Origin of the sequence: Streptomyces caeruleatus, assembly GCF_001514235.1 — a bacterium.
Taxonomy (GTDB): domain Bacteria; phylum Actinomycetota; class Actinomycetes; order Streptomycetales; family Streptomycetaceae; genus Streptomyces; species Streptomyces caeruleatus.
On sequence record NZ_KQ948924.1, the window covers coordinates 946,396 to 971,232 of the forward strand.

Below are 24,837 nucleotides of genomic sequence, written 5' to 3' on the forward strand. Positions count from 1 at the left end.
CCGTTGAGCTTGAAGCGCCGGGCGTGGCTGACGCTCGGCGGGGTAGTGGTGGGGGGCGCGGGTGTGGTGACCTACGCGGTTGCCAGCCCGTCCGGCGATCCGGGCGCGGGTGGACGGGCGAAGCGGCCGGTGCAGGTCTACGACCTCGCCCTGAAGGGGGCGACGGTCGGCAAGCGGGAGCTTCCGCGTACGGACACCGAGCAGTTCTCGCTGGTCGGCGTGTCCTGGGCGGGAGCCGTCAAGCGGCTCGACGGCACGGCGCAGGTGCGCACCCGCGACATGGAAGGCGGCGCGTGGAGCGCCTGGCGGGACCTCGAGGTGAACATCGACCCGCCGGAGGACCCGCAGGCCGGGATGCGCGGCGCGTCCGAGCCGCTGTGGGTCGGTCCCTCCGACGGCGTCCAGGTCCAGGTCGTCCACGAGGACGGCACCACCGGCGCGCTGCCCAAGGGCCTGGAGGTCAACCTGGTCGATCCGGGCGTGGTGACCGAGGCCGAGACGAAGGCGACCGAGCCGGCGGCGTTCGTCGCCGCGGAGACCGGCCCGGCGGCCACGCCCACCGACGGTACGACCGTGACGCCGACGGACGACCCGACCACCACGTCGCCGACGCCGACCGAGACCACGGCCACGGCCACGCCCACGCCCACGCCCACGCCCACGCCCACGCCCACGCCCACCGGTTCGGCGTCCCCCTCTACGTCCCCGAGCACGTCCCCTGAGCCGTCGGCCACCACGCCCACCGCGCCGCCGTCCACCGTGCCCGAGCCGCCGGTGACCTCGCGGGCCGGCTGGGGCGCCGACGAGTCGCTCAGCCCGGACCCCTCGGAGTACAACGCCGACGTCAAGGCGGTCTTCGTCCACCACACCGACGGGGCCAACGACTACTCCTGCGCCGACTCCGCCTCGATCGTGCGCGGCATCTACGCCTACCACACGCAGGTCAACGGCTGGAACGACATCGGCTACAACTTCCTGGTCGACAAGTGCGGCACGGTCTTCGAGGGCCGCAAGGGCGGTATCGACCTGCCGGTGCTCGGTGCTCACACCTACGGCTGGAACCGGGAGTCGGCGGGCATCGCGGTGCTCGGTGAGTACACCTCCACCGGTGCTTCCGACCCCGCGCTGACCGCGGTCGCCCGCGTGGCGGCCTGGAAGCTCGGCCAGTACGGAGCCGACCCGGCCGGCACCGTCCAGCTCACCGCGGGCGCGACCCAGAAGAACTACTTCGGCACCAGCTACACCGCGGGTACCAAGTACACCTTCAACCGGATCTCCGGCCACCGCGACGGCTACAACACCCAGTGCCCCGGCAACTCCCTCTACGCCCAGCTGCCGACGATCCGCACCTGGGCGGCCGGCCCGGTGCGGGGCCTGAAGGTCACCTCGCTCACCGGCGCGGGCCTTTCGGGCTCGACGTACTACACCAAGGGCGCCGTCACCGTCCGCTGGTCGGCGACCACGCCGTCCTCGCTGATCAAGAGCTTCCAGGTGCTGGTCGACGGCAAGACAGCCGCCACCACCTCCGGCACCGCCACCTCCGCGAACACCACCCTGCCCCTGGGCAGCCACACCGTCGCGGTGCGTGCGGTGCACCAGTCCGGCAGGACCGTGACCACGGCCGCGCTGAACGTCGTCGCGGAGACGACCGCACCGACCTTCACCACCACGCCGAAGCTGTCCCTGCGCACCGGCACCGTCAACACCGCCGCCGTTCCGGTCACCCTCGGCTGGAAGGCGACCGACAACGCCGCGTTGAGCTCCGTGAAGCTGCTGGCCCCGACCACGGCCACATACGGCCCGACCACCACCAGCTCGGCCAGGACGGCCAAGTCCGGTACGGCCACCACCTGGTCGATGCGTGCCTACGACTACGCCGGCAACTACCGCACCTCCTCCCCCGCCTACAGCCCGGTGATCCTTCAGGAGACCTCGGCGGTGAAGTCCGGCAGCTGGACGACCCGCTCCTCCACCAGTTACCTGGGCGGCAAGTCGTACTCCAGCGGCTCCAAGGGCGCCAGCCTCACCTGGACCTTCACGGGCCGCTCCGCCTCCTGGGTGGCCTCCCGCGCCTCCAGCTCGGGTCAGGTCTACGTCTACGTCGACGGCGTCAAGGTCAGCACGGTCGACGTGAAATCCTCCACCACCCTCTACCGGCAGGCGATCTGGACGAAGACCTGGTCCAGCAGCGCCAAGCACACCGTCAAGATCGTCGTGGTCGGCACCAGCGGCCGCCCCACCATCACCACCGACGGTCTCGTCTACATCAAGTAGCCCCGCGGTCCCCGTTCAACGAGGGACATGGGGACATAGGGACATACGGTCCAGGGGCCCGGGTCCCGCCTGGTCGGTCAGGCGGGACCCGGGCCCGGCCCTGTTCACCCTCCGTATGTCGACCCCGAGGTCGAGCACGTCACGGTGTTGAGCGCCTCCTCCGGTAACGCGGAGGCCGGCGAGGCCCTGCAGCGGGCTTGATCGTCCGGCGTCACTTCTGCCCCGCCCACGGCGATCCAGCGCCCGGAAAACACCGCCCGGGAGACCCCGGAGACCCAGGTCACAGCGTCGGAGAGGGAAAGGTCACAGCCGTGCCCTCTGCTGCTCCTTTGTCGATCTGACCTAGCATCCGAGCATGACGGTTCTGCCTGACGACGGGCTCTCGCTGGCCGCCGAGTTCCCTGACGCAACCCATGAGCAGTGGCAACACCTGGTGGAAGGTGTGCTGCGCAAGTCGGGCAAGGACGTCTCGGGCGCGGCAGCGGAAGACGCCCTGTCCACAGCTCTGGAGGACGGGCTTCGTACCCGTCCGCTGTTCACCGCGCGCGACGCCGCGCCCGACCCCGGTCTGCCCGGGTTCGCCCCGTTCGTCCGCGGCTCCCGGGCCGAGGGCAACACGGTCGGCGGCTGGGATCTGCGGCAGCGGCACACGGCGGTCGCGGACGGTGTGGCGCTCGCGGACCTGGAGAACGGCGTCACCTCGCTCTGGCTGGTCCTCGGCGAGGGCGGCATCCCGGTGTCGTCGCTCGGCCGGGTCCTGGACGGCGTCTATCTCGACCTCGCACCCGTCGCCCTGGACGCGGGAGCCGACGTGGAGCCCGCCGCCCGCGAGTTGCTGCGGCTGTACGGGGAGCGCGGCGTCGCCAAGGAGGCGGCGCGCGGCAACCTCGGCGGGGACCCGCTCGGCCATGAGGCCCGTACCGGAAAGTCCTCGGCGTTCGCACCGGTCGCCGCGCTGGCTCGGCTGTGTGCCGAGGAGTACCCGGGGCTGCGGGCGCTGACCGTGGACGCGCTGCCGTACCACGAGGCCGGTGGCTCGGCCGCGCAGGAGCTGGGCTCCTCGCTGGCGACCGGCGTCGCGTATCTGCGGGAGCTCACCGAGGCCGGGCTGACGGCCGAACAGGCCTGTGCGCAGCTGGAGTTCCGCTACGCGGCCACGGCCGACCAGTTCCTGACCATCGCCAAGCTGCGCGCCGCGCGCCGGCTGTGGGCGCGGGTGACCGAGGTGTGCGGGGCGCCGACGGCTCAGGTGCAGCACGCCGTCACCTCGCCGGTGATGATGACGCGCCGCGACCCGTGGGTGAACATGCTGCGCACGACGGTGGCCACGCTGGCCGCCGGGGTCGGCGGCGCTGACGCGGTGACCGTGCTGCCCTTCGACCACGCGCTCGGTCTACCGGACGCGTTCGCGCGGCGCATCGCCCGCAACACCTCGACCATCCTCATCGAGGAGTCGCACCTCGCCCGGGTGATCGACCCGGCGGGCGGCTCCTGGTACGTGGAGTCCCTCACCGACGAACTGGCCCGTGCGGGCTGGGAGTTCTTCCAGCGGATCGAGCGGGCCGGCGGTCAGGCCGCCGTGTTGCGCTCCGGTCAGCTGCGCCAGGACCTGGCCGAGACCTGGGAGGCACGCACCGGGAAGCTCGCCAAGCGGCGCGAACCCGTCACCGGCGTCAGCGAGTTCCCGTACCTCTCCGAGCCGCCCGTGGAGCGCGAGCCCGCGCCCGCACCCCGGTCCGGCGGTCTCCCCCGGGTCCGCCGCGACGAGGCGTACGAGGCGCTGCGCGCCCGCTCCGACGCCCACCTGGCCGCCACCGGCTCCCGGCCCCGGATCTTCCTGGCCGCGCTCGGCCCGGCCGCCGCGCACACCGCGCGCCTCACCTTCGCCTCGAACCTGTTCCAGGCGGGCGGCATCGAGCCCGTCACCGAGGGCTCCTTCGAGGAGAGCGGCGCCACCGAGGTGTGCCTGTGCTCCAGTGACGCCCTGTACGAGGAGCAGGCCGCGGCCGTGGCCGCCGGGTTCAGGTCGGCGGGCGCCACGCACGTGTTCCTCGCGGGCCGGCCCGGGCAGTACACCGATGTCGACAGTTACGTCTTCGCGGGCTGTGACGCCGTCGCCGTGCTGTCCGCCACCCTCGACCGCATGGGAGTGTCCTGATGGGAATCCCCGACTTCTCCGGGATCGAACTGGGGACCCCGGCCACCGGCGGCGGCGCCGACGAGTGGCGTACGGCCGTCAAGCAGGCCACGGGCGGCGACGAGCCGCTGTGGGAGACCCCCGAGGGCATCGCGGTCAAGCCGCTGTACACCGGCCGTGACCTGGAGGGCCTGGACTTCCTCGGCACCTACCCGGGCATGGCCCCGTATCTGCGCGGCCCGTACCCGACGATGTACGTCAACCAGCCCTGGACGATCCGCCAGTACGCCGGCTTCTCGACCGCCGAGGAGTCCAACGCGTTCTACCGCCGCAACCTGGCGGCCGGTCAGAAGGGCCTGTCGGTCGCCTTCGACCTGCCCACGCACCGGGGTTACGACAGCGACCACCCCCGCGTGACGGGTGACGTCGGCATGGCGGGCGTGGCCATCGACTCGATCTACGACATGCGGCAGCTGTTCGACGGCATCCCGCTGGACAAGATGACCGTGTCGATGACGATGAACGGCGCCGTGCTGCCGGTGCTCGCGCTGTACATCGTGGCGGCGGAGGAGCAGGGCGTACCGCCGGAGAAGCTGGCCGGGACCATTCAGAACGACATTCTGAAGGAGTTCATGGTCCGCAACACCTACATCTATCCGCCGAAGCCGTCGATGCGGATCATCTCCGACATCTTCGCGTTCACCTCGCAGCGGATGCCGCGCTACAACTCCATCTCCATCTCCGGCTACCACATCCAGGAGGCGGGTGCGACGGCCGACCTGGAGCTGGCGTACACGCTCGCGGACGGCGTGGAGTACATCCGGGCGGGCCGGGAGGCCGGCCTGGACGTGGACGCGTTCGCGCCCCGGCTGTCGTTCTTCTGGGCGATCGGCATGAACTTCTTCATGGAGGTCGCCAAGCTGCGGGCGGCGCGCCTGCTGTGGGCGAAGCTGGTCAAGCAGTTCGACCCGAAGAACTCCAAGTCGCTGTCGCTGCGCACCCATTCGCAGACCTCGGGCTGGTCGCTGACCGCGCAGGACGTGTTCAACAACGTCACGCGCACCTGTGTCGAGGCGATGGCCGCGACGCAGGGCCACACGCAGTCGCTGCACACCAACGCCCTCGACGAGGCGCTGGCCCTGCCGACCGACTTCTCGGCGCGCATCGCCCGCAACACGCAGCTGCTCCTCCAGCAGGAGTCCGGCACCACCCGGGTCATCGACCCGTGGGGCGGCAGCGCCTACGTGGAGAAGCTGACGTACGACCTCGCCCGGCGCGCCTGGCAGCACATCCAGGAGGTGGAGGCGGCCGGCGGCATGGCCAAGGCCATCGACGCCGGCCTCCCGAAGCTGCGCATCGAGGAGGCCGCGGCCCGCACCCAGGCCAGGATCGACTCCGGTCGCCAGCCGGTGATCGGCGTGAACAAGTACCGCGTCGACAGCGACGAACAGATCGACGTGCTCAAGGTCGACAACTCCTCCGTGCGCGCCCAGCAGATCGCCAAGCTGCGGCGGCTGCGCGAGGAGCGGGACGAGACCGCCTGCCGGGACGCGCTGGACGCGCTGACCCGGGCGGCCGGCGGTGAGGGCAACCTGCTGGAGCTGGCGGTGAACGCGGCCCGCGCGAAGGCCACCGTCGGGGAGATCTCCGACGCCCTGGAGAAGGTGTACGGGCGGCACGCGAGCCAGATCCGTACGATCTCCGGCGTGTACCGCAACGAAGCCGGGGAGTCGCCGTCCGTGGACCGCACCCGTACCCTCGTGGACTCCTTCGAGGAGAGCGAGGGCCGCCGCCCGCGCATCCTGGTCGCCAAGATGGGCCAGGACGGCCACGACCGCGGCCAGAAGGTGATCGCCACCGCCTTCGCCGACCTCGGTTTCGACGTCGACGTCGGCCCGCTGTTCCAGACCCCGGCCGAGGTGGCCCGGCAGGCCGTCGAGGCGGACGTGCACATCGTCGGGGTGTCGTCGCTGGCGGCCGGGCACCTCACGCTCGTACCGGCGCTCAAGGAGGCGCTGGCCGAGGAGGGCCGCGAGGACATCATGATCGTGGTCGGCGGGGTGATCCCGCCGCAGGACGTGGCGACACTGCTGGAGATGGGCGCGGCGGCCGTCTTCCCGCCCGGGACGGTGATCCCGGACGCGGCCCACGACCTGGTGGAGCGGCTGGCAGCCGACCTCGGGCACGGCGTCTGAGCCCCATGGCGATCGAACTCGATGCGTATGTCAAGGGTGTTCTCGACGGGAAGCGGGCGATCGTCGCCCGCGCCATCACCCTCGTCGAGTCCACCCGGCCCCAGCACCGGGTGCTGGCCCAGCGGTTGCTGACCGAGCTGCTGCCGTACAGCGGGAAGGCCCGGCGGATCGGGGTCAGCGGGGTGCCGGGCGTCGGCAAGTCGACGTTCATCGACGCGTTCGGCACGATGCTGACCGGGTTCGGTCACCGGGTCGCGGTCCTGGCGGTCGACCCGTCGTCGAGCCGTACGGGCGGGTCGATCCTGGGCGACAAGACGCGGATGGAGCGCCTGTCGGTCGACCCGGCCGCCTTCATTCGCCCCTCCCCCACGGCCGGCACGCTGGGCGGTGTCGCGAAGGCCACCCGTGAGTCGATCGTGGTGATGGAGGCGGCGGGTTACGACGTGGTGCTGGTGGAGACGGTCGGGGTCGGCCAGTCGGAGACCGCGGTCGCGAACATGGTCGACTCCTTCCTGCTGCTGACGCTGGCCCGCACCGGCGACCAGCTCCAGGGCATCAAGAAGGGCGTCCTGGAACTGGCCGACGTGCTCGCCGTCAACAAGGCGGACGGCCCGCACGAGCGGGACGCTCAGGCCGCCGCGCGCGAACTGTCGGGCGCGCTCCGGCTGATGCACGGCAAGGACGCCGCCTGGACCCCGCCCGTGCTGCACTGCAGCGGACGCGAGTCGATCGGCCTGGACACCGTCTGGGAGCGCCTGGAACAGCACCGTTCCCTGCTCGACTCCACGGGCCGTCTCGCCGCCAAGCGCCGCGACCAGCAGGTCGACTGGACCTGGACCATGGTCCGCGACGAGCTCCTCGGCCGGCTGCACGCCGACCCGTCGGTGCGGGCGGTCACGCCGGGGCTCGAACAGCAGGTCAGGAATGGCGAGTTGACGGCGACACTCGCCGCCGAGCGGATCCTCGCGGCGTTCGGTGACGGGCACGGGGCACGGGGTCAGAGCGCCGACGCGTCGGGACTGCGCGGCGCCACCAGCCCCGACGCGTAGGCGAACACCACGAGTTGGGCGCGGTCCCGGGCGCCCAGCTTCGTCATCGCCGCTCGCGGCGGGTCAGGCACTCCAGGCCGGGGGGCCACGCGGGCTCCCGACAGGTCCGGGTCCGCGGCGATGTGGCGGGCCCTGAAGCCCGCCCCAGTGACAGCGACGTCAGCCCTTTGACATCCTCCCCCTCTTAAAAGAGGGGGATTCCAACCCAGTTGGGTTGAGGTTCACGGGTGCTCGAACGGCTGGTGGCCGTTGTCACCCCTCCGGCACCGGCTGTGCGCCGGGGGCGGCAGATCCCGCCCTGTCCTGCCGCGACGTTGGTTGCCGCATTGGTGTCCGCGTGGCAGGTGAAGCCGCAGGATACGCACTCGAACTCGGCTTGGCTCTTGCGCGAGTTCCTGTCGATCCACCCACAGGCACTGCACCGCAGGGAGGTGTAGGGCGCGGGGACGTCCTCGACCCGACCGGGGGCCTTGTACTCGGTACGCTGCCGGAGCAGGCCCCGGCCCTGGGCGAGGTTGGCCCGGTTCAGGCCGGATTGCTGCGCCACGTTCTTGCCGGGCTGCTCGACGGTTCCCTTCGCCGAGTGGGTCATGTTCTTGATGTTCAGCTTCTCGAACCGGATGAGGTCGTAGGTACGGGCGAGCATGGTGCTGGTCTCTCGCCCCAGTCCTCGCGCCGGTTCGCCTCCCGCGCCCTGAGAGCACGCGCGTGCACTCGCGTGGGGCGAGCACACGCGTGTGCCGGGCGCCGCCCTGGAGCCGTTCATCAACCGGATCGCGTCGGCCCTGCTGACCGAGAACCTGCTGCCGGCGGGCGCCCAGCGTTTCCGGGCGGTACCGCAGCCTGGCGGGCCGCACCCTCGCCCGCACCGTGCGCCGTCCCGCCCGCCCCGGCACCTCCCTCCAGCTGCTCGACCCCGTCGATCCCGGTGAGGCCCCCGCCTGGGCGCGGGGCACGCCCGTCGGGATCGCGTACGCGGCGCTGCTCAGGGCGGCCATGCGGGGCGCGGGCCTGCTGGACGCCGACGACCACGACCTGGTGGAGCAGACCCTCCAGGGGCACACCGACCACTGTCTGGTGCATCTCGTCGCGTACGGCGCCTTTGTGGCGGTGGACCGCACTGAAAGCGCTATCTGCGCGCAAATCGCCCAGGAGGCCATGTAATTCGCCCAGGGCACCCCGTAATTACCGCGTTCCCACGGCCCTTCTGTAATGGCGTCAGCACGGAGCGAGTTGGCACTTCCGCCCCACAGGGAGTCATGTGACACTGGCGTCCCGTCCGCAGTGCGGACTCCTTCCGCACCGTCCCCCACGAGAAGTGCGCCGTGCGTTCTCTGCCTTTGCCGCTCGCCCTCACCGCGCGTCTGTCGCCCGTCGTCGTGCTCGCCGCGGCGGGCTGGGCGCTGTCGTCCGGACCGTTCGCCGCGACACCGGCGGCCGAGGACCAGGCGACCCAGAAGAGCGGCGACGAGTCGCCCACGGCACCCGCGACGGCGGCCGTGTCGAAGACGTACGCCGCCGCTCCCTCACCCTGCGGCAGCCTGGGCCCGAAGTCGATAAAGGCGCTCGTCCCGGGCGCCAAGACGGCCGGCAAGGAGATCCCGTCGACCGACTCCGAGCTGCGCCGCACCTGTTCGTGGAACGCGCTCAAGGGCTACGACTACCGGTGGCTGGACGTGTCCTTCGAGATCACCAAGTCGGACGAGGCGGCCGAGAAGTCCTACAAGGAGCGTGTCGCGGACCGCAGTGGCGGCGGTGCCGTCCCGGGCATCGGCGACTCGGGGTACTCGGTCGTCAACCTCTCCACCGAGGACAAGCAGCAGACCCGCGAGGGCGTGGTGCTGGTCCGCGTGTCCAACGCGCTGGTCTCCATCACGTACAGCGGCAGCGACTTCGAGTCGAAGAAGGCGCCCGACACGGACGAGATCAACAAGGGGGCGATCAAGGCGGCCCGGGAGGCGGTTGCCGCCCTGGAGGACGGCCAGAAGGGCTGACCGCCCTCCACAGCCGTCCCCCACAGCAGTCCTCCCCCAACCGTCCTTGCCCAGCCGTCCTCCGCAGCCGTCCGGTTCAGGCGGCGGTGCGTTCGCGGTGGCCGGCCATCAGCACCACGTACAGCACCAGCGAGGCCCCCAGGCCCACCGCCCAGCCGTAGTCGGCCAGCGGCTTGAGGAACGGGATCAGTCCGTCCGTCGGGAACGGCCCGGTCTTCGTCCCGTCGGCACCCACGCCCGAGTACGAGCCGCCGACCGCGAGCACGCCGCCGACGAGGAAGGCGACGATCGCGCGCCAGTTCCAGCCGGACGTGTACCAGTAACGCCCGCCGGGCGTGTACAGGTCGGCCAGGTGCAGGACCGTACGGCGGACGACCCAGTAGTCGGCGATCAGGATGCCCGCGACCGTGCCGAGCAGGCCGCCGACCACGCCGAGCCAGGTGAAGATGTAGAACTCGGGCGTCGAGATCAGCTTCCACGGGAAGATCAGAATCCCGACGACACCCGTGATCAGCGCGCCCGTACGGAAGTTGATGAGTTTCGGCGCCAGGTTGGCCAGGTCGTACGCCGGTGAGACGACGTTGGCCGCGATGTTCACGGAGACGGTCGCGACGAGGACGATGACCAGTGCGAAGAGCAGCCCGAAGGCGTTGTCCGTCTTGGCCGCGAGGGCGACCGGGTCCCAGATCGCCTCGCCGTAGACGACCTCGGAGCCGGAGGTGACCAGCACGGCGAGGATCGCGAACAGCGTCATCGTCGTGGGCAGACCGAGGGACTGACCCCAGGTCTGCGCCTTCTGGCTGGCGCCGAAGCGCGTGAAGTCAGGAATGTTCAGCGACAGAGTGGCCCAAAAACCGATCATTCCCATCAGGGACGGGAAGAAGACCGGCCAGAAGTCGGCCCCCCAGCCCAGCTTCGACGGCTGGTCCAGCAGCGCGCCGAACCCGTCCGCCTTGACCGCGATCCAGATCAGCAGCACAAGCGCGCCGACGATCACGAAGGGCGCGGCCCAGTTCTCGAAGTGCCGCAGGAAGTCCATCCCCCGGTAGATGATCGCGATCTGCAGCGCCCAGAAGAGGAGGAAGCACAGCCACAGCGGCCACGGGTTCCCGGCGATCTTCCCGGCGTTCTCCCAGCCGCCCCCGGTGAGCTTGGAGCCCAGCGCGAAGATGCCGCTGCCGCCGATCCAGGTCTGGATCCCGAACCAGCCGCAGGCCACGGCCGCCCGGATCAGCGCCGGGATGTTGGCGCCCCGCAGCCCGAACGAGGCCCGCGCCAGCACCGGGAACGGGATGCCGTACTTGGGACCGGCGTGCCCGGTGGCCAGCATCGGCAGCAGCACGATGACGTTGGCCAGGGCGATGGTGAAGACGGCCTGCTTCCAGTCCATGCCGAGCGCGACCAGACCGGAGGCCAGGGTCCAGCTGGGGATGCAGTGGGCCATGGAGATCCACAGGGCCGCGAAGTTGTACGTCGTCCACTTGCGCTCGGCGACCGGGACGGGACGCAGGTCCTCGTTGGCGAAGGGGCTGTCGGCGGGGAAGGCCTCGGGGGCGAGTTCGATACGTCCGCCGGTGCCGGCGGACTGGGATATCGGCGACCCCGTGGGAACTGTGTCGGTCATGAGCAGGCCAATCGACGTGCGGAACGGGAGGGATGGGCCGTGCGGGGGCCCCGCCTCCCTCCCCGGGGCGGGTGGCGGGGAGGCCGGGACCGCGGGGAGGGAGACAAGGATGGGGGGTCGGGTGGAGCGGTGTCGCTGTGCCGTGGCTGAACTGACTGGCGGGCGTCAGGAGTTGTTGACCGCGGGGATCACCGACGAGCCGTACGCGTCGATCACCGCTTCCTGCGCGTCGTGCATGTCGTAGACGGCGAACTGGTCGACGCCCAGCTCCCGCAGCGCGTTCAGCTTCTCGATGTGCTTCTCGACCGGGCCGATGACGCAGAACCGGTCGACGATCTCGTCGGGCACGAACTGGGTGTCCGGATTGTCGGCACGTCCGTGGTGGGAGTAGTCGTACCCCTCACGCGCCTTGATGTACTCGGTGAGTTCGTCGGGCACGGCGGCGGAGTGCTCGCCGTACTTGGACACCAGGTCCGCGACATGGTTGCCGACCATCCCGCCGAACCAACGGCACTGCTCCCGGGCGTGGGCGAGGGCCTCGGGCGAGTCGTCCTCGGTGACGTACGCGGGAGCGGCGACGCAGATCTTCACCTCGGAGGGGTCACGGCCCGCCGCGACCGCCGCGTCCTTCACGGCCTTGACCATGTACTCGGTCAGATAGAGGTCGGCGAGCTGGAGGATGAAGCCGTCGGCCTCCTCGCCGGTCATCTTCAGGGCCTTCGGGCCGTACGCCGCCATCCAGACGGGGAGTTCGGCGCCGGGCTTGATCCAGGGGAACCTGACGACCGTGCCGCCGCCGAGGTCGGCCTCGCGGCCGCTGCCGAGCGCGCGGATGACCTTCATGGCCTCGCTGATCCGGGCCAGGGTGTTGGGCTTGCGGCCGGCGACGCGCATGGCCGAGTCGCCGCGGCCGATGCCGCAGACCGTGCGGTTGCCGAACATGTCGTTGAGGGTGGCGAAGGTGGAGGCGGTGACCTCCCAGGTACGGGTGCCCGGGTTGGTCACCATCGGGCCGACCTTGAGGCTCTGGGTGTTGGCGAGGATCTGGCTGTAGATGACGAACGGCTCCTGCCACAGCACGGCCGAGTCGAAGGTCCAGCCGTGGCTGAACCCGCTGCGCTCGGCGCGCTTCATCAGGCTGACGACCCGCGAGGCCGGCGGGTCGGTCTGCAGGACGAGTCCGAAGTCCATGGGCTCCGCTCCTAGTTGAGGTACTGACAGGTGGAACGGGGGGTGTAGACGCCGTGTCCGGCGCGCCCGGTGTACTCCCGCTCGGTGATGACGGGTTCGCCGCGCGAGAGGACCGTCTCGACCCGGCCGGTGGTCTGCTTGCCCTCGTACGCCGAGTAGTCGACGTTCATGTGGTGGGTCACGGCGGACATGACCTGCTCGGCCCCCGGGTCGTAGATCACGACGTCGGCGTCCGCGCCGGGCGCGATGGTGCCCTTCTTCGGGTACATGCCGAACATCCGGGCCGGGGTGGCGCAGGCGATCTCGATCCAGCGGCGGCGCGAGATGTGGCCGTCGACGACGGCCTGGTGGAGCAGGTCCATCCGGTTCTCGACGCCGGGCAGGCCGTTGGGGATCTTCGAGAAGTCGCCGCGTCCCAGCTCCTTCTGGCCCACGAAGCAGAAGGGGCAGTGGTCGGTGGAGACGACCTGGAGGTCGTTCGTCCTGAGCCCCTGCCACAGCTTGGCCTGGTGCTCCTTGGGCCGCAGCGGTGTGCTGCACACGTACTTCGAGCCCTCGAAGTCGGGCTCGGCGAGGTTGTCGGTCGACAGGAACAGGTACTGCGGGCAGGTCTCGCCGAAGACGTTGAGCCCCTCGTCGCGCGCCCGTGCCAGCTCGGCCACTGCCTCCATGGCCGAGACGTGCACGACGTACAGCGGAGCGCCCGCGACCTGGGCGAGCCTTATGGCGCGATGGGTGGCCTCGGCCTCCAGCAGGGCCTTGCGTACCTCCCCGTGGTAGCGGGGGTCGGTCTCCCCGCGCGCCAGCGCCTGTTCCACGAGGACGTCGATCGCGATGCCGTTCTCGGCGTGCATCATGATCAGGCCGCCGTTCTCGGCGGAGCGCTGCATCGCGCGCAGGATCTGGCCGTCGTCGGAGTAGAAGACGCCCGGGTACGCCATGAACTGCTTGAAGGAGGTCACGCCCTCCTCCACCAGCAGGTCCATCTCCTTCAGCGTCTCCTGGTTCACATCGGAGACGATCATGTGGAAGCCGTAGTCGATCGAGCAGTTGCCCTCGGCCTTGGCGTGCCAGGCGTCGAGGCCCTCGCGCAGGGTGTGGCCCACGCTCTGCACGGCGAAGTCGACGATCGTGGTGGTACCGCCCCAGGCGGCGGCCCGGGTGCCGGTCTCGAAGGTGTCGGAGGCGAAGGTGCCGCCGAAGGGCAGCTCCATGTGGGTGTGGACGTCTACGCCGCCCGGGATGACGTATTTTCCGGTGGCGTCGATGGTTCGGTCGGCCGTCCATGCCTCGGCGACGGATGTTCCGGTGGCGGCGAGGGCGGTGATGCGGCCGTCCTCGATCAGGACATCGGCGTGTGTCTCGTCGGATGCGGTGATGACGAGGCCGCCGCGGATTACTGTTCGGCCGGTCATGGGTCCTCTCCCTCGGTGGTCATGTGCGGCTTCGTTGTGGCTGGTCGCGCAGTTCCCCGCGCCCCTGGGGGCGTTGCCCGCCGGCGCTTCTACGGGGCCGTGAGCGGGCCGTACGCGCCCGGTGCGCGGTCCCTGTAGAACTGCCAGCGGTCTCGGACCTCGCGGAGTTTGGCCAGGTCCAGGTCGCGGACGACGAGTTCGGTCTCCTTGTCGCTGGCCACCTCGCCGACGAACTGGGCCTCCGGGTCCACGAAGTAGGTGGTGCCGTAGAAGTCGTTGTCGCCGAGGTCCTCGACGCCGACCCGGTTGATCGCGCCCACGAAGTACTCGTTGGCGACGGCCGCGGCCGGCTGCTCCAGCTGCCAGAGGTAGCGGGAGAGGCCGCGGGAGGTGGCCGAGGGGTTGAACACGATCTCGGCGCCGGCCAGGCCCAGGGCCCGCCAGCCCTCCGGGAAGTGACGGTCGTAGCAGATGTAGACGCCGATCTTCCCGACGGCGGTCTCGAAGACGGGCCAGCCGCTGTTCCCCGGCCGGAAGTAGAACTTCTCCCAGAATCCCTGGACTTGGGGGATGTGGGTCTTGCGGTACTTGCCGAGGTAGGAGCCGTCCGCGTCGATCACGGCGGCGGTGTTGTAGAGGACGCCCGGCTGTTCCTCCTCGTACATCGGCAGGACGAGGACGATGCCGAGTTCCTTGGCGAGGGCCTGGAAGCGGCGCACGGTCGGGCCCTCGGGGATCTGCTCGGCGTACTCGTAGAACGCCTTGTCCTGCACCTGGCAGAAGTACGGCCCGTAGAACAGCTCCTGGAAGCACAGCACTTGAGCGCCTTGCGCGGCCGCGTCGCGGGCCGCCTGCTCGTGTACCTGGATCATGGATTCCTTGTCGCCGGTCCAGGCGGTCTGGAAGAGGGCGGCACGAATCACTCGGCTCATCGGGACCTCCGGTCGCTCGGTGTGCGAGGAGCCTAGGAAGTCGAGAGCCACGGTTTGAGTTGCACGGTGTCACGTCTGAGGGCGTGCGGCGTGCCACGGTGTCACCCTGTCGTGGTGCCATGTTTCACCGCCGTTTTCGCAGGTCGTGGCAGGTTTCAGCTCTGTTGCGCGTCATGCGCGAGGAGTGCGATGTGCACGGATGCGGCCTGCTCGAAGTCGTCGAGGTCGACGCCGAGCCGCGTCTGTATCGCCTCCAGGCGGCGGTAGAGCGCGGGCCGCGAGACATGGTGGAGCTGGGCGGTGCGGGACTTGTTGCGGCCGGTCGCGAGATAGGTCCGCAGCACGGACAGCATGTCCTCGTCGGCCGCGCACAGCAGCCCGTCCAGCTCCCGTTCCGCGAACGACTGCACCTGCGGGTCGTCCCGCAACAGCCGGATCAGGCCGCGCAGATGGACGTCCTTGAGGCGTACGACGGCCGGGAGGTCGAGGCCGGCGGAGGAGTCGGCGACGGCGTCGGCGACGTGCTGGGCCTCGCGCAGTCCGGCGGGCACGTCGTCCCAGGCGGTACGGGCGTCGGCGGCGGCCACGACGGTCCGGGCGTCCCCCGACTCGGTACGCACCCGGCCCGCGAAGTTCGCGGCGAGCACGACGGCGTCCTGGTCCCGGGCGAGGCTGAGCAGCACGGCGGTGGCTCCGTCGGCGAGCTCGGCGACGATCCCGGGCAGCCCCAACAGCCGTAGTACGCGCTCCAGTCGGCCCGCCTGGGCGTCGGGTACGACCAGCGGCACGAAGGTGCGCCGGTTGACGGGCAGTCCGGCGGCCCGCGCGCGGGGCAGGAGCTGCCGCGCCGGCACGACCCCGCTGACCAGGTCGGTCAGCAGGCTCTGCGCGGACTGCTCCTCCCAGGTGTGCGCGGAGGTGCCGCCGAGCATGCGGTGCAGGACCAGCGCCTCGGCGGCGCGGTCGGCGAGCAGCCGGCCGGTGGCGGTGTCGCCGCGGTACCCGCACAGCGTGATCTGGCCCCACCGCTCCCCGCGTCCGCCGAGTTCGGCGCGGATCCAGCCGTCGCCCTCGCTGCCGCCGGCCTGTCGGGCGATGCGCTCCCAGTCGCGCAGCACGTCGTCCACGGCCGAGCGCTCACCGGCCGTGGCGAGGACGCGGTGCGCGAGGTTGGTGACGACGACGGGGCAGGCGCTGTGCGAGGCGATCTCGTCGAGGAGCCGCTGGAGCGGGGCGCCCGCGGTGATGAGCCCGGTGAGGGTGGTCCGTACGGACTCCGAGAGGCTGACGGCGGCGAACTTCCGCCGCACGAGCCGGCACTGGACCTCTTCGGTCAGCTCGGCGAAGGGGAACGGCCGGTGCAGGACCACCATGGGCAGCCCGCATCGCTCGGCCGCCCGGCGCATCACGTCCGGCGGCGCGGGGAACGCCCGGCCGAGGCCCAGGACGACGGCCGCCGCCTCGGCCCGGTGCAGGGAGCGGATGTACTCGGCCTGCTTGTCCTCGTCCCCGGCGAGCAGCACCCCGGTGGTGAGCACCATTTCGCCGCCGCTGAGCATCACTCCGACGTCCGGCGCCTCGGCGACGTGCACCCAGCGCACCGGCCGGTCGAGCTGACCGGCGCCGGCCACCACCTCGGGCTCCCCGGCGAGCACCCGCTCCAGGGTGAGGACCTGCCGGACCGACAGGGCGGGTTCCGAGGGTTCCGAAGGCTCCAGGGGCTCGGAGGTGGTGACCATGGCGACGTTCCCTCACTCGGGTACTCGGATGGGTCCTAGACGCTCCGCAGAGCGTTCTCGAGGATCGCGGCGCCTTCCTCGGCCTCCGCGACGGTGAGGGACAGGGGCGGGGCGACGCGCAGGGAGGTGGTGTTGTGGCCGCCGCCCTTGCCGATGAGGAGGCCGCCCTCGCGGGCCGCTTCCAGCACGGCCGACGCGGCGGCCGGGTCGGCCTCGTCGGTGCCGGGCCGGGTGATCTCGACGCCCAGCATCAGGCCCCGGCCGCGCACCTCCCGCACGTGCGGCACCTCTGCGGCGACGGCCCGCAGCCGCTCGGCCAGCAGTCCGCCGACTCGCCGGGCGTTGCCCTGGAGGTCGTGATCCAGCAGGTACGACAGGTTGGCGAGACCGGCCGCCATGGTGATCTGGGTCCCGCCGAAGGTGGAGATGCTGTTGGAGTCCAGGCAGTTCATGATGTCGGCGCGGGCGACGACACCGCCGATGGACATGCCGTTGCCGATGCCCTTGGCGAAGGTCAGCATGTCCGGCGGACCGTTCTGCCCGTGCGCCTGCCAGCCCCAGAAGTGGTCGCCGGTGCGGCCCCAGCCGGTCTGCACCTCGTCGGCGATCCACAGGATGCCCTGCTCGGCGAGGACCTCGCGGAAGGCGGCGTACAGCCCGTCCGGGCCGGACGTGAAGCCGCCGACGCCCTGGACGGGTTCGGCGATCAGCGCGGCCGGCGGGCGGGTGTGGCCGAGGATGTCCCGCAGGTCGTCGACGCAGGCGGCGATGAAGTCGCCGTCGCTCAGGTGCGCGTACGGCCCGCGCGTGCGCACCCCGCCATGGACGTACAGCGTCTGCAGCGGTGACAGCGAGGTCGGGGACCAGCCGCGGTTGCCGGTGATGCCGACCGCGCTGAAGGAGCGGCCGTGGTAGCTGTTGCGCATCGCGAGGATGGTGTTGCTGCGCCGGTAGGTCGTCGCGAGCAGCAGGGCGGTGTCGTTGGCCTCGGTGCCGGAGGTGGTGAAGAAGACACGGGCGTCGGGGATGCCGCTCAACTGGGCGATGCGTTCGGCGAGTTCGACCATGGGCCGGTTGAGGTACAGGGTCGAGGAGTGGATGATCCGCCCGGCCTGCTCGCTCACCGCCTTGGTCACCTCGGGCAGCGCGTGCGCGGTCATCGTCGTCAGGATGCCGCCGAAGAAGTCGAGGTAGCGGTTGCCCTCGGCGTCCCACACATGGCGGCCCTCGCCGTGGGTGATCTCCAGCGGCTCCTCGTAGTAGAGGGCGAGCCAGTCGGGCATGACGGCGCGGTGGCGTCCCAGCAGGTCCTTGGTCACGGCTGTACCAGTCCTTCGTAGGCGTCGGGTCGGCGGTCGCGGTAGAAGGCCCATTGCTGCCGCACTTCGTCGATGAGGTCGAAGTCGAGGTCGCGGACGATCAGTTCCTCCGTCTTGTCGCTGGCGACCTCGCCGACGAACTGGCCGCGCGGGTCGACGAAGTACGAGGTGCCGTAGAAGTCGTTGTCGCCGTACTCCTCGACGCCGACCCGGTTGATCGCGGCGACGAAGTACTCGTTGGCGACGGCGGCGGCGGGCTGTTCCAGGCGCCAGAGGTAGGAGGAGAGGCCGCGGTGGGTGGCGGAGGGGTTGTAGACGAGCTGGGCGCCGTTCAGGCCGAGTTGCCGCCAGCCCTCCGGGAAGTGGCGGTCGTAGCAGATGTAGACGCCGACCTTGCCGACGGCGGTGTCGAAGACGGGCCAGCCGACGTTGCCCGGCTTGAAGTAGTACTTCTCCCAGAAGCCCTTGACCTGCGGGATGTGGTGCTTGCGGTACTTGCCGAGGAAGGTGCCGTCGGCGTCGATCACGGCGGCGGTGTTGTAGTAGAAGCCGGCCTGCTCGACCTCGAAGACCGGGACGACGATCACCATGCCCGTCTCGCGGGCCAGCTCCCGCATCCGCCGCACGGTCGGCCCGTCGGGGACCGGCTCGGCCCAGTCGTAGTGCTCGGGTTCCTGGACCTGGCAGAAGTAGGGCGCGTTGAAGACTTCCTGGAACCCGATGATCTTCGCACCCTGACGGGCCGCCTCGCGGGCGTGCTCCTCGTGCTTCGCCACCATGGACTCGGTGTCGCCGGTCCAGGTGGCCTGGACCAGAGCGGCACGAACGACGTTGGCCATGAGCTGCTCCTTCGACGGGACGTCAGAGCCTCTACGCCCGTAGAGGGGGCCGTAGAGGCTCGAAAGTAAGCCCCTGGAACAGCCTTGCCAAGACCATCGTCGTTAACCCGCAGAGTCGATCGCGTTTCACACTCCTGTGGGTGACTGATGGGGCCGGTGGGAGGGGTGTCGCCTCCTGTGCCCGCCGACTGTCAGGCCGTGTGGCCCGCCACCCGCAGCGCGTGGACGAGATCCCACTGGCACTCGTCCGAGACGCCCTGCGCGGCCGCCAGCAGCAGCGGTACGAGCGTCTTCGGGTCGGCTGCGGCGCTGCGGGCGGCCTCCTCCGGGGTGCGGACGCGGACGTAGGCGTCGAGCAGGGCACGGACCTCGCGGTGCCGTCCGTCGCCGGCCAGCGCGACGACGGCCTGCCCGATCTCGTGCGCAGGCCGTCCGACGCCCTGCCGCAGGATCTGCTCCCCGTCGTCGGCCCTGCCCGCCGCGGTCAGCGCGTCGGCGGCGGCCACGAGCCGCTCGGCGGGCAGTGAGGCGGCCTCCCACAGCAGGCTCGCCCAGTCGGCCCCGAGACCGGCGCGCTGCATCTCGGCGGCGAGCAGGGGGATGCGTACGGCGGGCCAGTACGCGGCCTCGACGAGCAGCGCGTGCGCCTCACCGCTGCGTCCCTCGCCGCGCAACCGGACCAGCGTCTGAACGACCTCGACGACCTCCCGCCGGTCCGCCCCGTCCATCCGCTCGGCCCTCGGTTCCACCGGGGCAGCCACGACCGGTTCGGCCTCGGCCCCGGCGAACCGCGCGCCACGCGGGGTACGGCGGCCGGTGACGGGCTGGGCGGGGAGGGTGGGGAGTACGGGGGCGGCGGTGGGGGGTACTACGACGGGGGCCGCCTCCTCCTCGACGATCCCGGCGAAGCGGGCGCTGCCCCGGCGGCGTTTGCGCTGCCGCGTCCCCCGCCCGTCGGACCGGCCCTGCTCCTCGGCCACCGGCTGCCCCTGCTCGTCGGTCGCCCAGGACGTCGTCACGGCGGCCGGCCGCACGTCGCGCTGATCCGGAACGGCGCGGGGTCCGCGGTCGGCGGCACGGGTCTCGTTCGACTGTGCACGACCCGCGGCGGCCGTGGTGTCGGTTGCGGCCCCGGCGTCCCTGACAGCGGCTTCCTCGCGGGATGCGGAGCTCGCGAATCCGGCATCTCCGAGTCCGGCACCGCCGAATCCGGCATCTCCGAATCCGTCGCCTGCGAACCCGCGGCCCGTGAACCCCTGACCTGCGAACCCACCACCTGCGGACCCGTCGGCCGCGAACCCGTCAGCGGCGAACCCATCGGCCGCGAACCCGTCAGCGGCGAACCCGTCGGCCGCGAACCCATCGGCCGCGAACCCGTCGTCGGCCCGGAAGGCAGACCCCTCCCCCATCCCCTCCCGCCGTATCGCCTGCCGAGGGACGCTCGCCGCCCGGCGGTCCAGGTCGGCCGTCCGGGCGCGGAGTTCGGCGCAGCGGGCGGTGGCGCGTTCGTGGTCGTCGCGGGCCCAGGCGAGGTCGAGGCGTATGGCGTCGGCTTCCTCCTGGCTGGTCGCGGAGGCGAGCGCCCGGCCCAGTTCCGCCTGCCGTTCGGCGGCGTAGCGCTGTTCGCGGAGCATGACGTCGAGGCGGTCGCCGAGGGCGTCACGGCCGCCGGGCCGGGCGTCGTACGCGGCGAGGGCGGCGGCGTGCAGGGCGCGGGCGCGTTCCGTCTCGGGGGCGGCGCCGCCGGGGCCGTACTGGCCGGCGAGGTCGTGCAGGAGCGCCTCCACCACGTCCCAGGGCGGCACTTCCCGTCCGTCGAGGCAGGCCTGCATGCCGTCCGGGTCGCGCTGCCAGAACACCCCGCACCAGCCGCCGCCCTGGTCCAGGCGCGCCAGAAGGCCGTCCAGGTAGTTCACGAACTCCCGCACCCGAGCCGGGAGTTGATCCACTGACATCGCCCAACTCCCGCCAGACCGGAGCACTCCGGTCCGTTAGGCAACACCAGTCATGTTACGAACGGGCTACGGGGAGTTTTCCGAATGGACGCAGAGTACGCCCCGACTGCCGGAACGTGACGTGCGGGCCGCTCAGGCGGCGGCGTCGGCGACCGGTGCGCAGCGGCCGACCAGGTCGTCCATCGACAGCCCGAGGGCGTGTGCCAGCGCGGCGACCGTGAAGAAGGCCGGGGTGGGCGCCCGACCGGTCTCGATCTTGCGCAGCGTCTCGGCGGAGATGCCGGCGCTCGCCGCGACCTCCGCCATGCTGCGGCCGCCGCGGGCCTCGCGGAGGAGCCGGCCGAGCCGCTCGCCGCGTTCACGCTCTTCGGGAGTGAGAGGGGTGCGCACCATGGCACCGATTCTAATACCGCACCCGACCGAACTCCCCCCATTCAAATACCGGTATAGTAATTGGCATGGTGGAACTGAAGACCGAAAAGTCGATCGAAGCGATGTACACGACCGGGCAGGTCGTCGGGCAGGCACTCACCGCCGTGCGCAAGGCCGCCGACGTGGGGGTCTCCCTGTGGGAGCTGGACGAGGTGGCGCGCGAGGCGCTGAGCGCGGCGGGCGCGACGTCCCCCTTCCTCGGCTACCGCCCCTCCTTCGCCCCCACGCCTTTCCCGGCCGTCATCTGCGCCTCCGTGAACGACGCGATCGTGCACGGCATCCCGACCGGGTACCGCCTGCGCGACGGCGACCTGGTCTCCATCGACTTCGGCGCCGAACTGGGCGGCTGGGCGGGCGACTCGGCGATCAGCTTCATCGTCGGCACGCCGCGTCCCGCCGACGTACGCCTCGTCGAGACGGCGGAGCGGGCGCTGGCCGCGGGCATCGAGGCGGCCGTCGTCGGCAACCGCATCGGCGACATCGCCCACGCCATCGGCACGGTGTGCCGGTCGGCCGGCTACGGCATCCCGGACGGCTTCGGCGGCCACGGCATCGGCCGCCGGATGCACGAGGACCCCTCGGTCCCGAACGAGGGCCGCCCAGGCCGCGGCATGCCGCTGCGGGCCGGCCTGGTCCTCGCCATCGAGCCGATGCTCATCGCCGGCGGCAAGGACGACTACCACGCCGCCCCGGACGGCTGGACCCTCCGCACGAACGACGGCTCCCGCGCGGCCCACGTGGAGCACACGGTGGCGATCACCGAGACGGGCCCACGGATCCTGACCGCCCGCTGAACGAAACGCCTGCGGCTAAGGCTGCGCCCAGTGACTCGGGGATTGTGGTCCGAGGGCGGCCGCCGGCCGTCGTTGGCTGGTCGCGCAGTTCCCCGCGCCCCTTGAGGTACGTCCACTGCACGCGCTCCAGGGGCGCGGGGAACTGCGCGAGCAACCACGAACCGCCGCAGCCGCCCACGCATGCACCGCCCCTCGGACCCTCCGCCCCACCCAGGCGTCCCCACGCTCCCTGAAGGTGCCCCCCGCCATCGTTCGTGCGAAGGTGTTCTACGAACGCGGCCAGGTGTAACCGGCTTCCGCCCGGGTTACCCGACTCCGGCACGCCGATCAAGCGAGGGCGACCCTGCCCGCGCAGGGACGCCGGATGGGAACGCCATGACCAGCGGCTTCAATGGTGGTCCGGAAGACTACGACCCCTTCGGAGAATTCCTCGCCCGCTTCTTCGGCGGACCGCGCCCCGGCCCCCGGCAGATCGACATCGGCCGGCTGCTCAGCCAGCCGGCCCGTGAGCTGGTGCGGGGCGCCGCGCAGTACGCCGCCGAGCACGGCAGCCGCGACCTGGACACCCAGCATCTGCTGCGCGCCGCGTTGTCCGCCGAGCCGACCCGGAGTCTGCTCAGCCGGGCCGGCGCGGACCCCGACTCGCTGGCGACGGAGATCGACGAGCGGTCGGGGCCGGTGCAGCACCCGCCGGGCGAGGCGCCGCCGCCGACGTCGCTGTCCCTGACGCCGGCCGCCAAGCGTGCCCTGCTGGACGCGCACGACCTGGCCCGGGCGCGCGGCACCGGGTACATCGGCCCGGAGCACGTGCTCAGCGCCCTCGCCGCGAACCCCGACTCGGCGGCCGGGCACATCCTCAACGCGGCCCGCTTCAGCCCCTCCGGCGGGCCGCCCGAGGCCCCGGACGCCCCCGATTCCCGGCCCCGTGTCGACCAGCGGCCGCGCGTCGACTCCGGTACGCCCACCCTCGACAAGTACGGCCGCGACCTCACCGACCTGGCCCGCCGGGGCCGTATCGACCCGGTGATCGGCCGCGACGAGGAGATCGAGCAGACCATCGAGGTGCTGTCCCGGCGCGGCAAGAACAACCCGGTGCTGATCGGCGACGCGGGCGTCGGCAAGACCGCGATCGTGGAGGGCCTGGCCCAGCGGATCGCCGACGGCGACGTGCCCGACATCCTCGGCGGCCGCAGGGTGGTCGCACTGGACCTGACCGGCGTGGTCGCGGGTACCCGCTACCGGGGCGACTTCGAGGAGCGGCTCAACAACATCGTGGGCGAGATCCGCTCCCACTCCGACCAACTGATCGTCTTCATCGACGAGTTGCACACCGTCGTGGGCGCCGGCGGCGGCGGTGAGGGCGGGTCCATGGACGCCGGGAACATCCTCAAGCCGGCCCTCGCGCGCGGCGAGCTGCACATCGTGGGCGCGACCACGCTGGAGGAGTACCGCAGGATCGAGAAGGACGCGGCGCTCTCCCGCCGCTTCCAGCCGATCCTGGTCCCCGAGCCGACCACCGTCGACGCCATCGAGATCCTGCGCGGCCTGCGCGACCGCTACGAGGCCCACCACCAGGTCCGCTACACCGACGAGGCCCTCGTCGCCGCCGTGGAGCTGTCGGACCGCTATCTCACCGACCGCCGGCTGCCGGACAAGGCGATCGACCTGATCGACCAGGCGGGCGCCCGGGTACGGCTGCGCGCCCGGACCAAGGGCACGGACGTGCGGGCCATGGAGCGCGAGGTCGAGCAGCTGTACCGGGACAAGGACCAGGCGGTCGCCGACGAACAGTACGAGCAGGCGACCCAGCTGCGCGACCGTATCGTCGAGTTGAAGGGGCGTATCGCGGACGCGGCCGGCCACGAGGCGGTCGACGAGGGGCTGGACCTGGAGGTCACGACCGAGGCCATCGCGGAGGTCGTCTCCCGGCAGACCGGCATCCCGGTGAGCAGCCTCACCGAGGAGGAGAAGGACCGGCTGCTCGGCCTGGAGGAGCACCTGCACGAACGGGTCGTCGGCCAGAACGAGGCGGTGCGCGTCGTCTCCGAGGCGGTGCTGCGCTCCCGGGCCGGACTGGCGAGCCCCGACCGGCCGATCGGCAGCTTCCTCTTCCTCGGCCCGACCGGCGTCGGCAAGACCGAGCTGGCCCGGGCGCTCGCCGAGGCGCTGTTCGGCAGCGAGGAGCGCATGGTCCGCCTGGACATGAGCGAGTACCAGGAACGGCACACCGTGAGCCGTCTGATCGGCGCCCCGCCCGGCTACGTCGGCCACGAGGAGGCAGGACAGCTCACCGAGGTCGTGCGCCGGCACCCGTACTCGCTGCTGCTGCTCGACGAGGTCGAGAAGGCCCACCCGGACGTCTTCAACATCCTGCTCCAGGTCCTGGACGACGGCCGGCTGACCGACTCGCAGGGCCGCACGGTGGACTTCACCAACACGGTCATCGTGATGACCAGCAACCTGGGCTCGGAGGCGATCAGCCGCGGCGGCGCCGGGATCGGGTTCGGCTCGGGCGGCGAGGAGGCCGACGAGGAGGCCCGGCGCGAGCGGGTCCTGCGCCCGCTGCGCGAACACTTCCGGCCCGAGTTCCTCAACCGCATCGACGAGGTGGTCGTCTTCCGCCAGCTGACCCCGGAACAGTTGCAGCGGATCACCAACCTGATGCTGGACAAGACCCGCCGGCTGCTCCAGGCCCAGGGCGTCTCGGTCGACTTCACCGGCACCGCCGTCGACTGGCTGTCCGAGCGCGGCTACCAGCGCGAGTACGGCGCCCGCCCGCTGCGCCGCACCATCCAGAAGGAGGTCGACAACCAGCTCTCCCGGCTGCTCCTGGACGGCCGGATCGGCGAGGGCGGCCGGGTGACGGTGGACGTGGAGGACGGGCGGCTCACCTTCCGTGCGGAAGAGCTGCCGCCCGCCCCCGAGTTGTGACCTGCCGGGCGCGTCCC

The 24,837-nt window shown here is 71.3% G+C and carries 17 protein-coding genes and 2 pseudogenes; 8 read left to right on the forward strand and 11 right to left on the reverse strand.

The window, feature by feature from the left end; translation table 11 throughout:
• Window positions 1–9: 9 nt before the first annotated feature.
• The 4 genes from AQJ67_RS04160 (at window position 10) to meaB (ending at window position 7,655) form a co-directional block, all read left to right on the forward strand.
• Window positions 10–2,274 carry a peptidoglycan recognition protein family protein gene (locus tag AQJ67_RS04160; protein ID WP_208614908.1) on the forward strand — a complete coding sequence of 755 codons (2,265 nt, stop codon included), beginning with the start codon at window positions 10–12 and terminating at the stop codon, window positions 2,272–2,274.
• Window positions 2,275–2,629: 355 nt separating this feature from the next.
• Entirely contained in the window at window positions 2,630–4,432 is a 1,803-nt protein-coding gene (locus AQJ67_RS04165) for a methylmalonyl-CoA mutase subunit beta (protein WP_062716571.1), read from the forward strand.
• A complete protein-coding gene (gene scpA, locus AQJ67_RS04170) occupies window positions 4,432–6,606 on the forward strand; it encodes a methylmalonyl-CoA mutase (protein WP_062716572.1) in 2,175 nt (724 codons plus the stop codon). Before AQJ67_RS04165 ends, scpA begins: the two co-directional genes overlap by 1 nt.
• Window positions 6,607–6,611: 5 nt before the next feature.
• Entirely contained in the window at window positions 6,612–7,655 is a 1,044-nt protein-coding gene (meaB, locus tag AQJ67_RS04175; protein WP_062716573.1) for a methylmalonyl Co-A mutase-associated GTPase MeaB, read from the forward strand.
• Here meaB and AQJ67_RS48930 read toward each other — a convergent pair.
• A pseudogene (locus tag AQJ67_RS48930) lies at window positions 7,625–7,705 on the reverse strand (DNA-binding response regulator); the annotation flags it as partial. The gene meaB and the pseudogene AQJ67_RS48930 sit on opposite strands and share 31 nt — an antisense overlap.
• Before the next feature lie 134 nt (window positions 7,706–7,839).
• Window positions 7,840–8,301: a transposase gene (locus AQJ67_RS04180; protein WP_244190353.1), complete on the reverse strand. Its 462-nt coding sequence runs from the start codon at window positions 8,299–8,301 to the stop codon at window positions 7,840–7,842.
• 52 nt (window positions 8,302–8,353) lie between these two features.
• Here AQJ67_RS04180 and AQJ67_RS44675 point away from each other — a divergent pair.
• Window positions 8,354–8,819, forward strand: a pseudogene (locus AQJ67_RS44675) (carboxymuconolactone decarboxylase family protein); the annotation flags it as partial.
• A 161-nt stretch (window positions 8,820–8,980) separates the two neighbouring features.
• The gene (locus tag AQJ67_RS04190; protein WP_062716575.1) at window positions 8,981–9,649 is read left to right on the forward strand and encodes a hypothetical protein; all 669 of its coding nucleotides are present in this window, start codon (window positions 8,981–8,983) and stop codon (window positions 9,647–9,649) included.
• Between the two features lie 76 nt (window positions 9,650–9,725).
• Here AQJ67_RS04190 and AQJ67_RS04195 read toward each other — a convergent pair whose 3' ends face one another.
• The 9 genes from AQJ67_RS04195 to AQJ67_RS04235 all read right to left on the reverse strand — a co-directional run bounded on the left by AQJ67_RS04195 (window position 9,726) and on the right by AQJ67_RS04235 (window position 21,056).
• Window positions 9,726–11,273 (reverse strand): NCS1 family nucleobase:cation symporter-1, encoded by a 1,548-nt coding sequence (locus AQJ67_RS04195; RefSeq protein WP_062716576.1) that lies wholly within the window; start codon window positions 11,271–11,273, stop codon window positions 9,726–9,728.
• 165 nt (window positions 11,274–11,438) lie between these two features.
• Entirely contained in the window at window positions 11,439–12,464 is a 1,026-nt protein-coding gene (locus AQJ67_RS04200; protein WP_062716577.1) for a TIGR03842 family LLM class F420-dependent oxidoreductase, read from the reverse strand.
• A gap of 11 nt (window positions 12,465–12,475) precedes the next feature.
• Window positions 12,476–13,879: a dihydropyrimidinase gene (hydA, locus tag AQJ67_RS04205; protein ID WP_062716578.1), complete on the reverse strand. Its 1,404-nt coding sequence runs from the start codon at window positions 13,877–13,879 to the stop codon at window positions 12,476–12,478.
• Window positions 13,880–13,968: 89 nt separating this feature from the next.
• Window positions 13,969–14,811, reverse strand: a complete 843-nt coding sequence (locus AQJ67_RS04210) for a nitrilase-related carbon-nitrogen hydrolase (protein ID WP_062716579.1) — start codon at window positions 14,809–14,811, stop codon at window positions 13,969–13,971.
• A gap of 155 nt (window positions 14,812–14,966) precedes the next feature.
• A complete protein-coding gene (locus AQJ67_RS04215) occupies window positions 14,967–16,550 on the reverse strand; it encodes a PucR family transcriptional regulator (RefSeq protein WP_062716580.1) in 1,584 nt (527 codons plus the stop codon).
• A gap of 35 nt (window positions 16,551–16,585) precedes the next feature.
• Window positions 16,586–17,869 (reverse strand): aspartate aminotransferase family protein, encoded by a 1,284-nt coding sequence (locus AQJ67_RS04220; RefSeq protein ID WP_062716581.1) that lies wholly within the window; start codon window positions 17,867–17,869, stop codon window positions 16,586–16,588.
• The gene (locus AQJ67_RS04225; RefSeq protein ID WP_062716582.1) at window positions 17,866–18,708 is read right to left on the reverse strand and encodes a nitrilase-related carbon-nitrogen hydrolase; all 843 of its coding nucleotides are present in this window, start codon (window positions 18,706–18,708) and stop codon (window positions 17,866–17,868) included. The genes AQJ67_RS04220 and AQJ67_RS04225 overlap by 4 nt, the downstream gene beginning before the upstream one ends.
• A 191-nt stretch (window positions 18,709–18,899) precedes the next feature.
• Window positions 18,900–20,663 carry a hypothetical protein gene (locus tag AQJ67_RS04230; protein ID WP_062716583.1) on the reverse strand — a complete coding sequence of 588 codons (1,764 nt, stop codon included), beginning with the start codon at window positions 20,661–20,663 and terminating at the stop codon, window positions 18,900–18,902.
• A gap of 132 nt (window positions 20,664–20,795) precedes the next feature.
• Window positions 20,796–21,056 (reverse strand): helix-turn-helix domain-containing protein, encoded by a 261-nt coding sequence (locus tag AQJ67_RS04235; RefSeq protein ID WP_062716584.1) that lies wholly within the window; start codon window positions 21,054–21,056, stop codon window positions 20,796–20,798.
• 65 nt (window positions 21,057–21,121) lie between these two features.
• On the opposite strand from AQJ67_RS04235, the gene map reads away from it, so the two are divergent.
• Window positions 21,122–21,889: a type I methionyl aminopeptidase gene (gene map / locus AQJ67_RS04240; protein WP_062716585.1), complete on the forward strand. Its 768-nt coding sequence runs from the start codon at window positions 21,122–21,124 to the stop codon at window positions 21,887–21,889.
• Window positions 21,890–22,264: 375 nt separating this feature from the next.
• Window positions 22,265–24,820, forward strand: coding sequence for an ATP-dependent Clp protease ATP-binding subunit (locus AQJ67_RS04245; RefSeq protein ID WP_062716586.1), 2,556 nt, complete (start codon window positions 22,265–22,267; stop codon window positions 24,818–24,820).
• Window positions 24,821–24,837 lie beyond the last annotated feature (17 nt).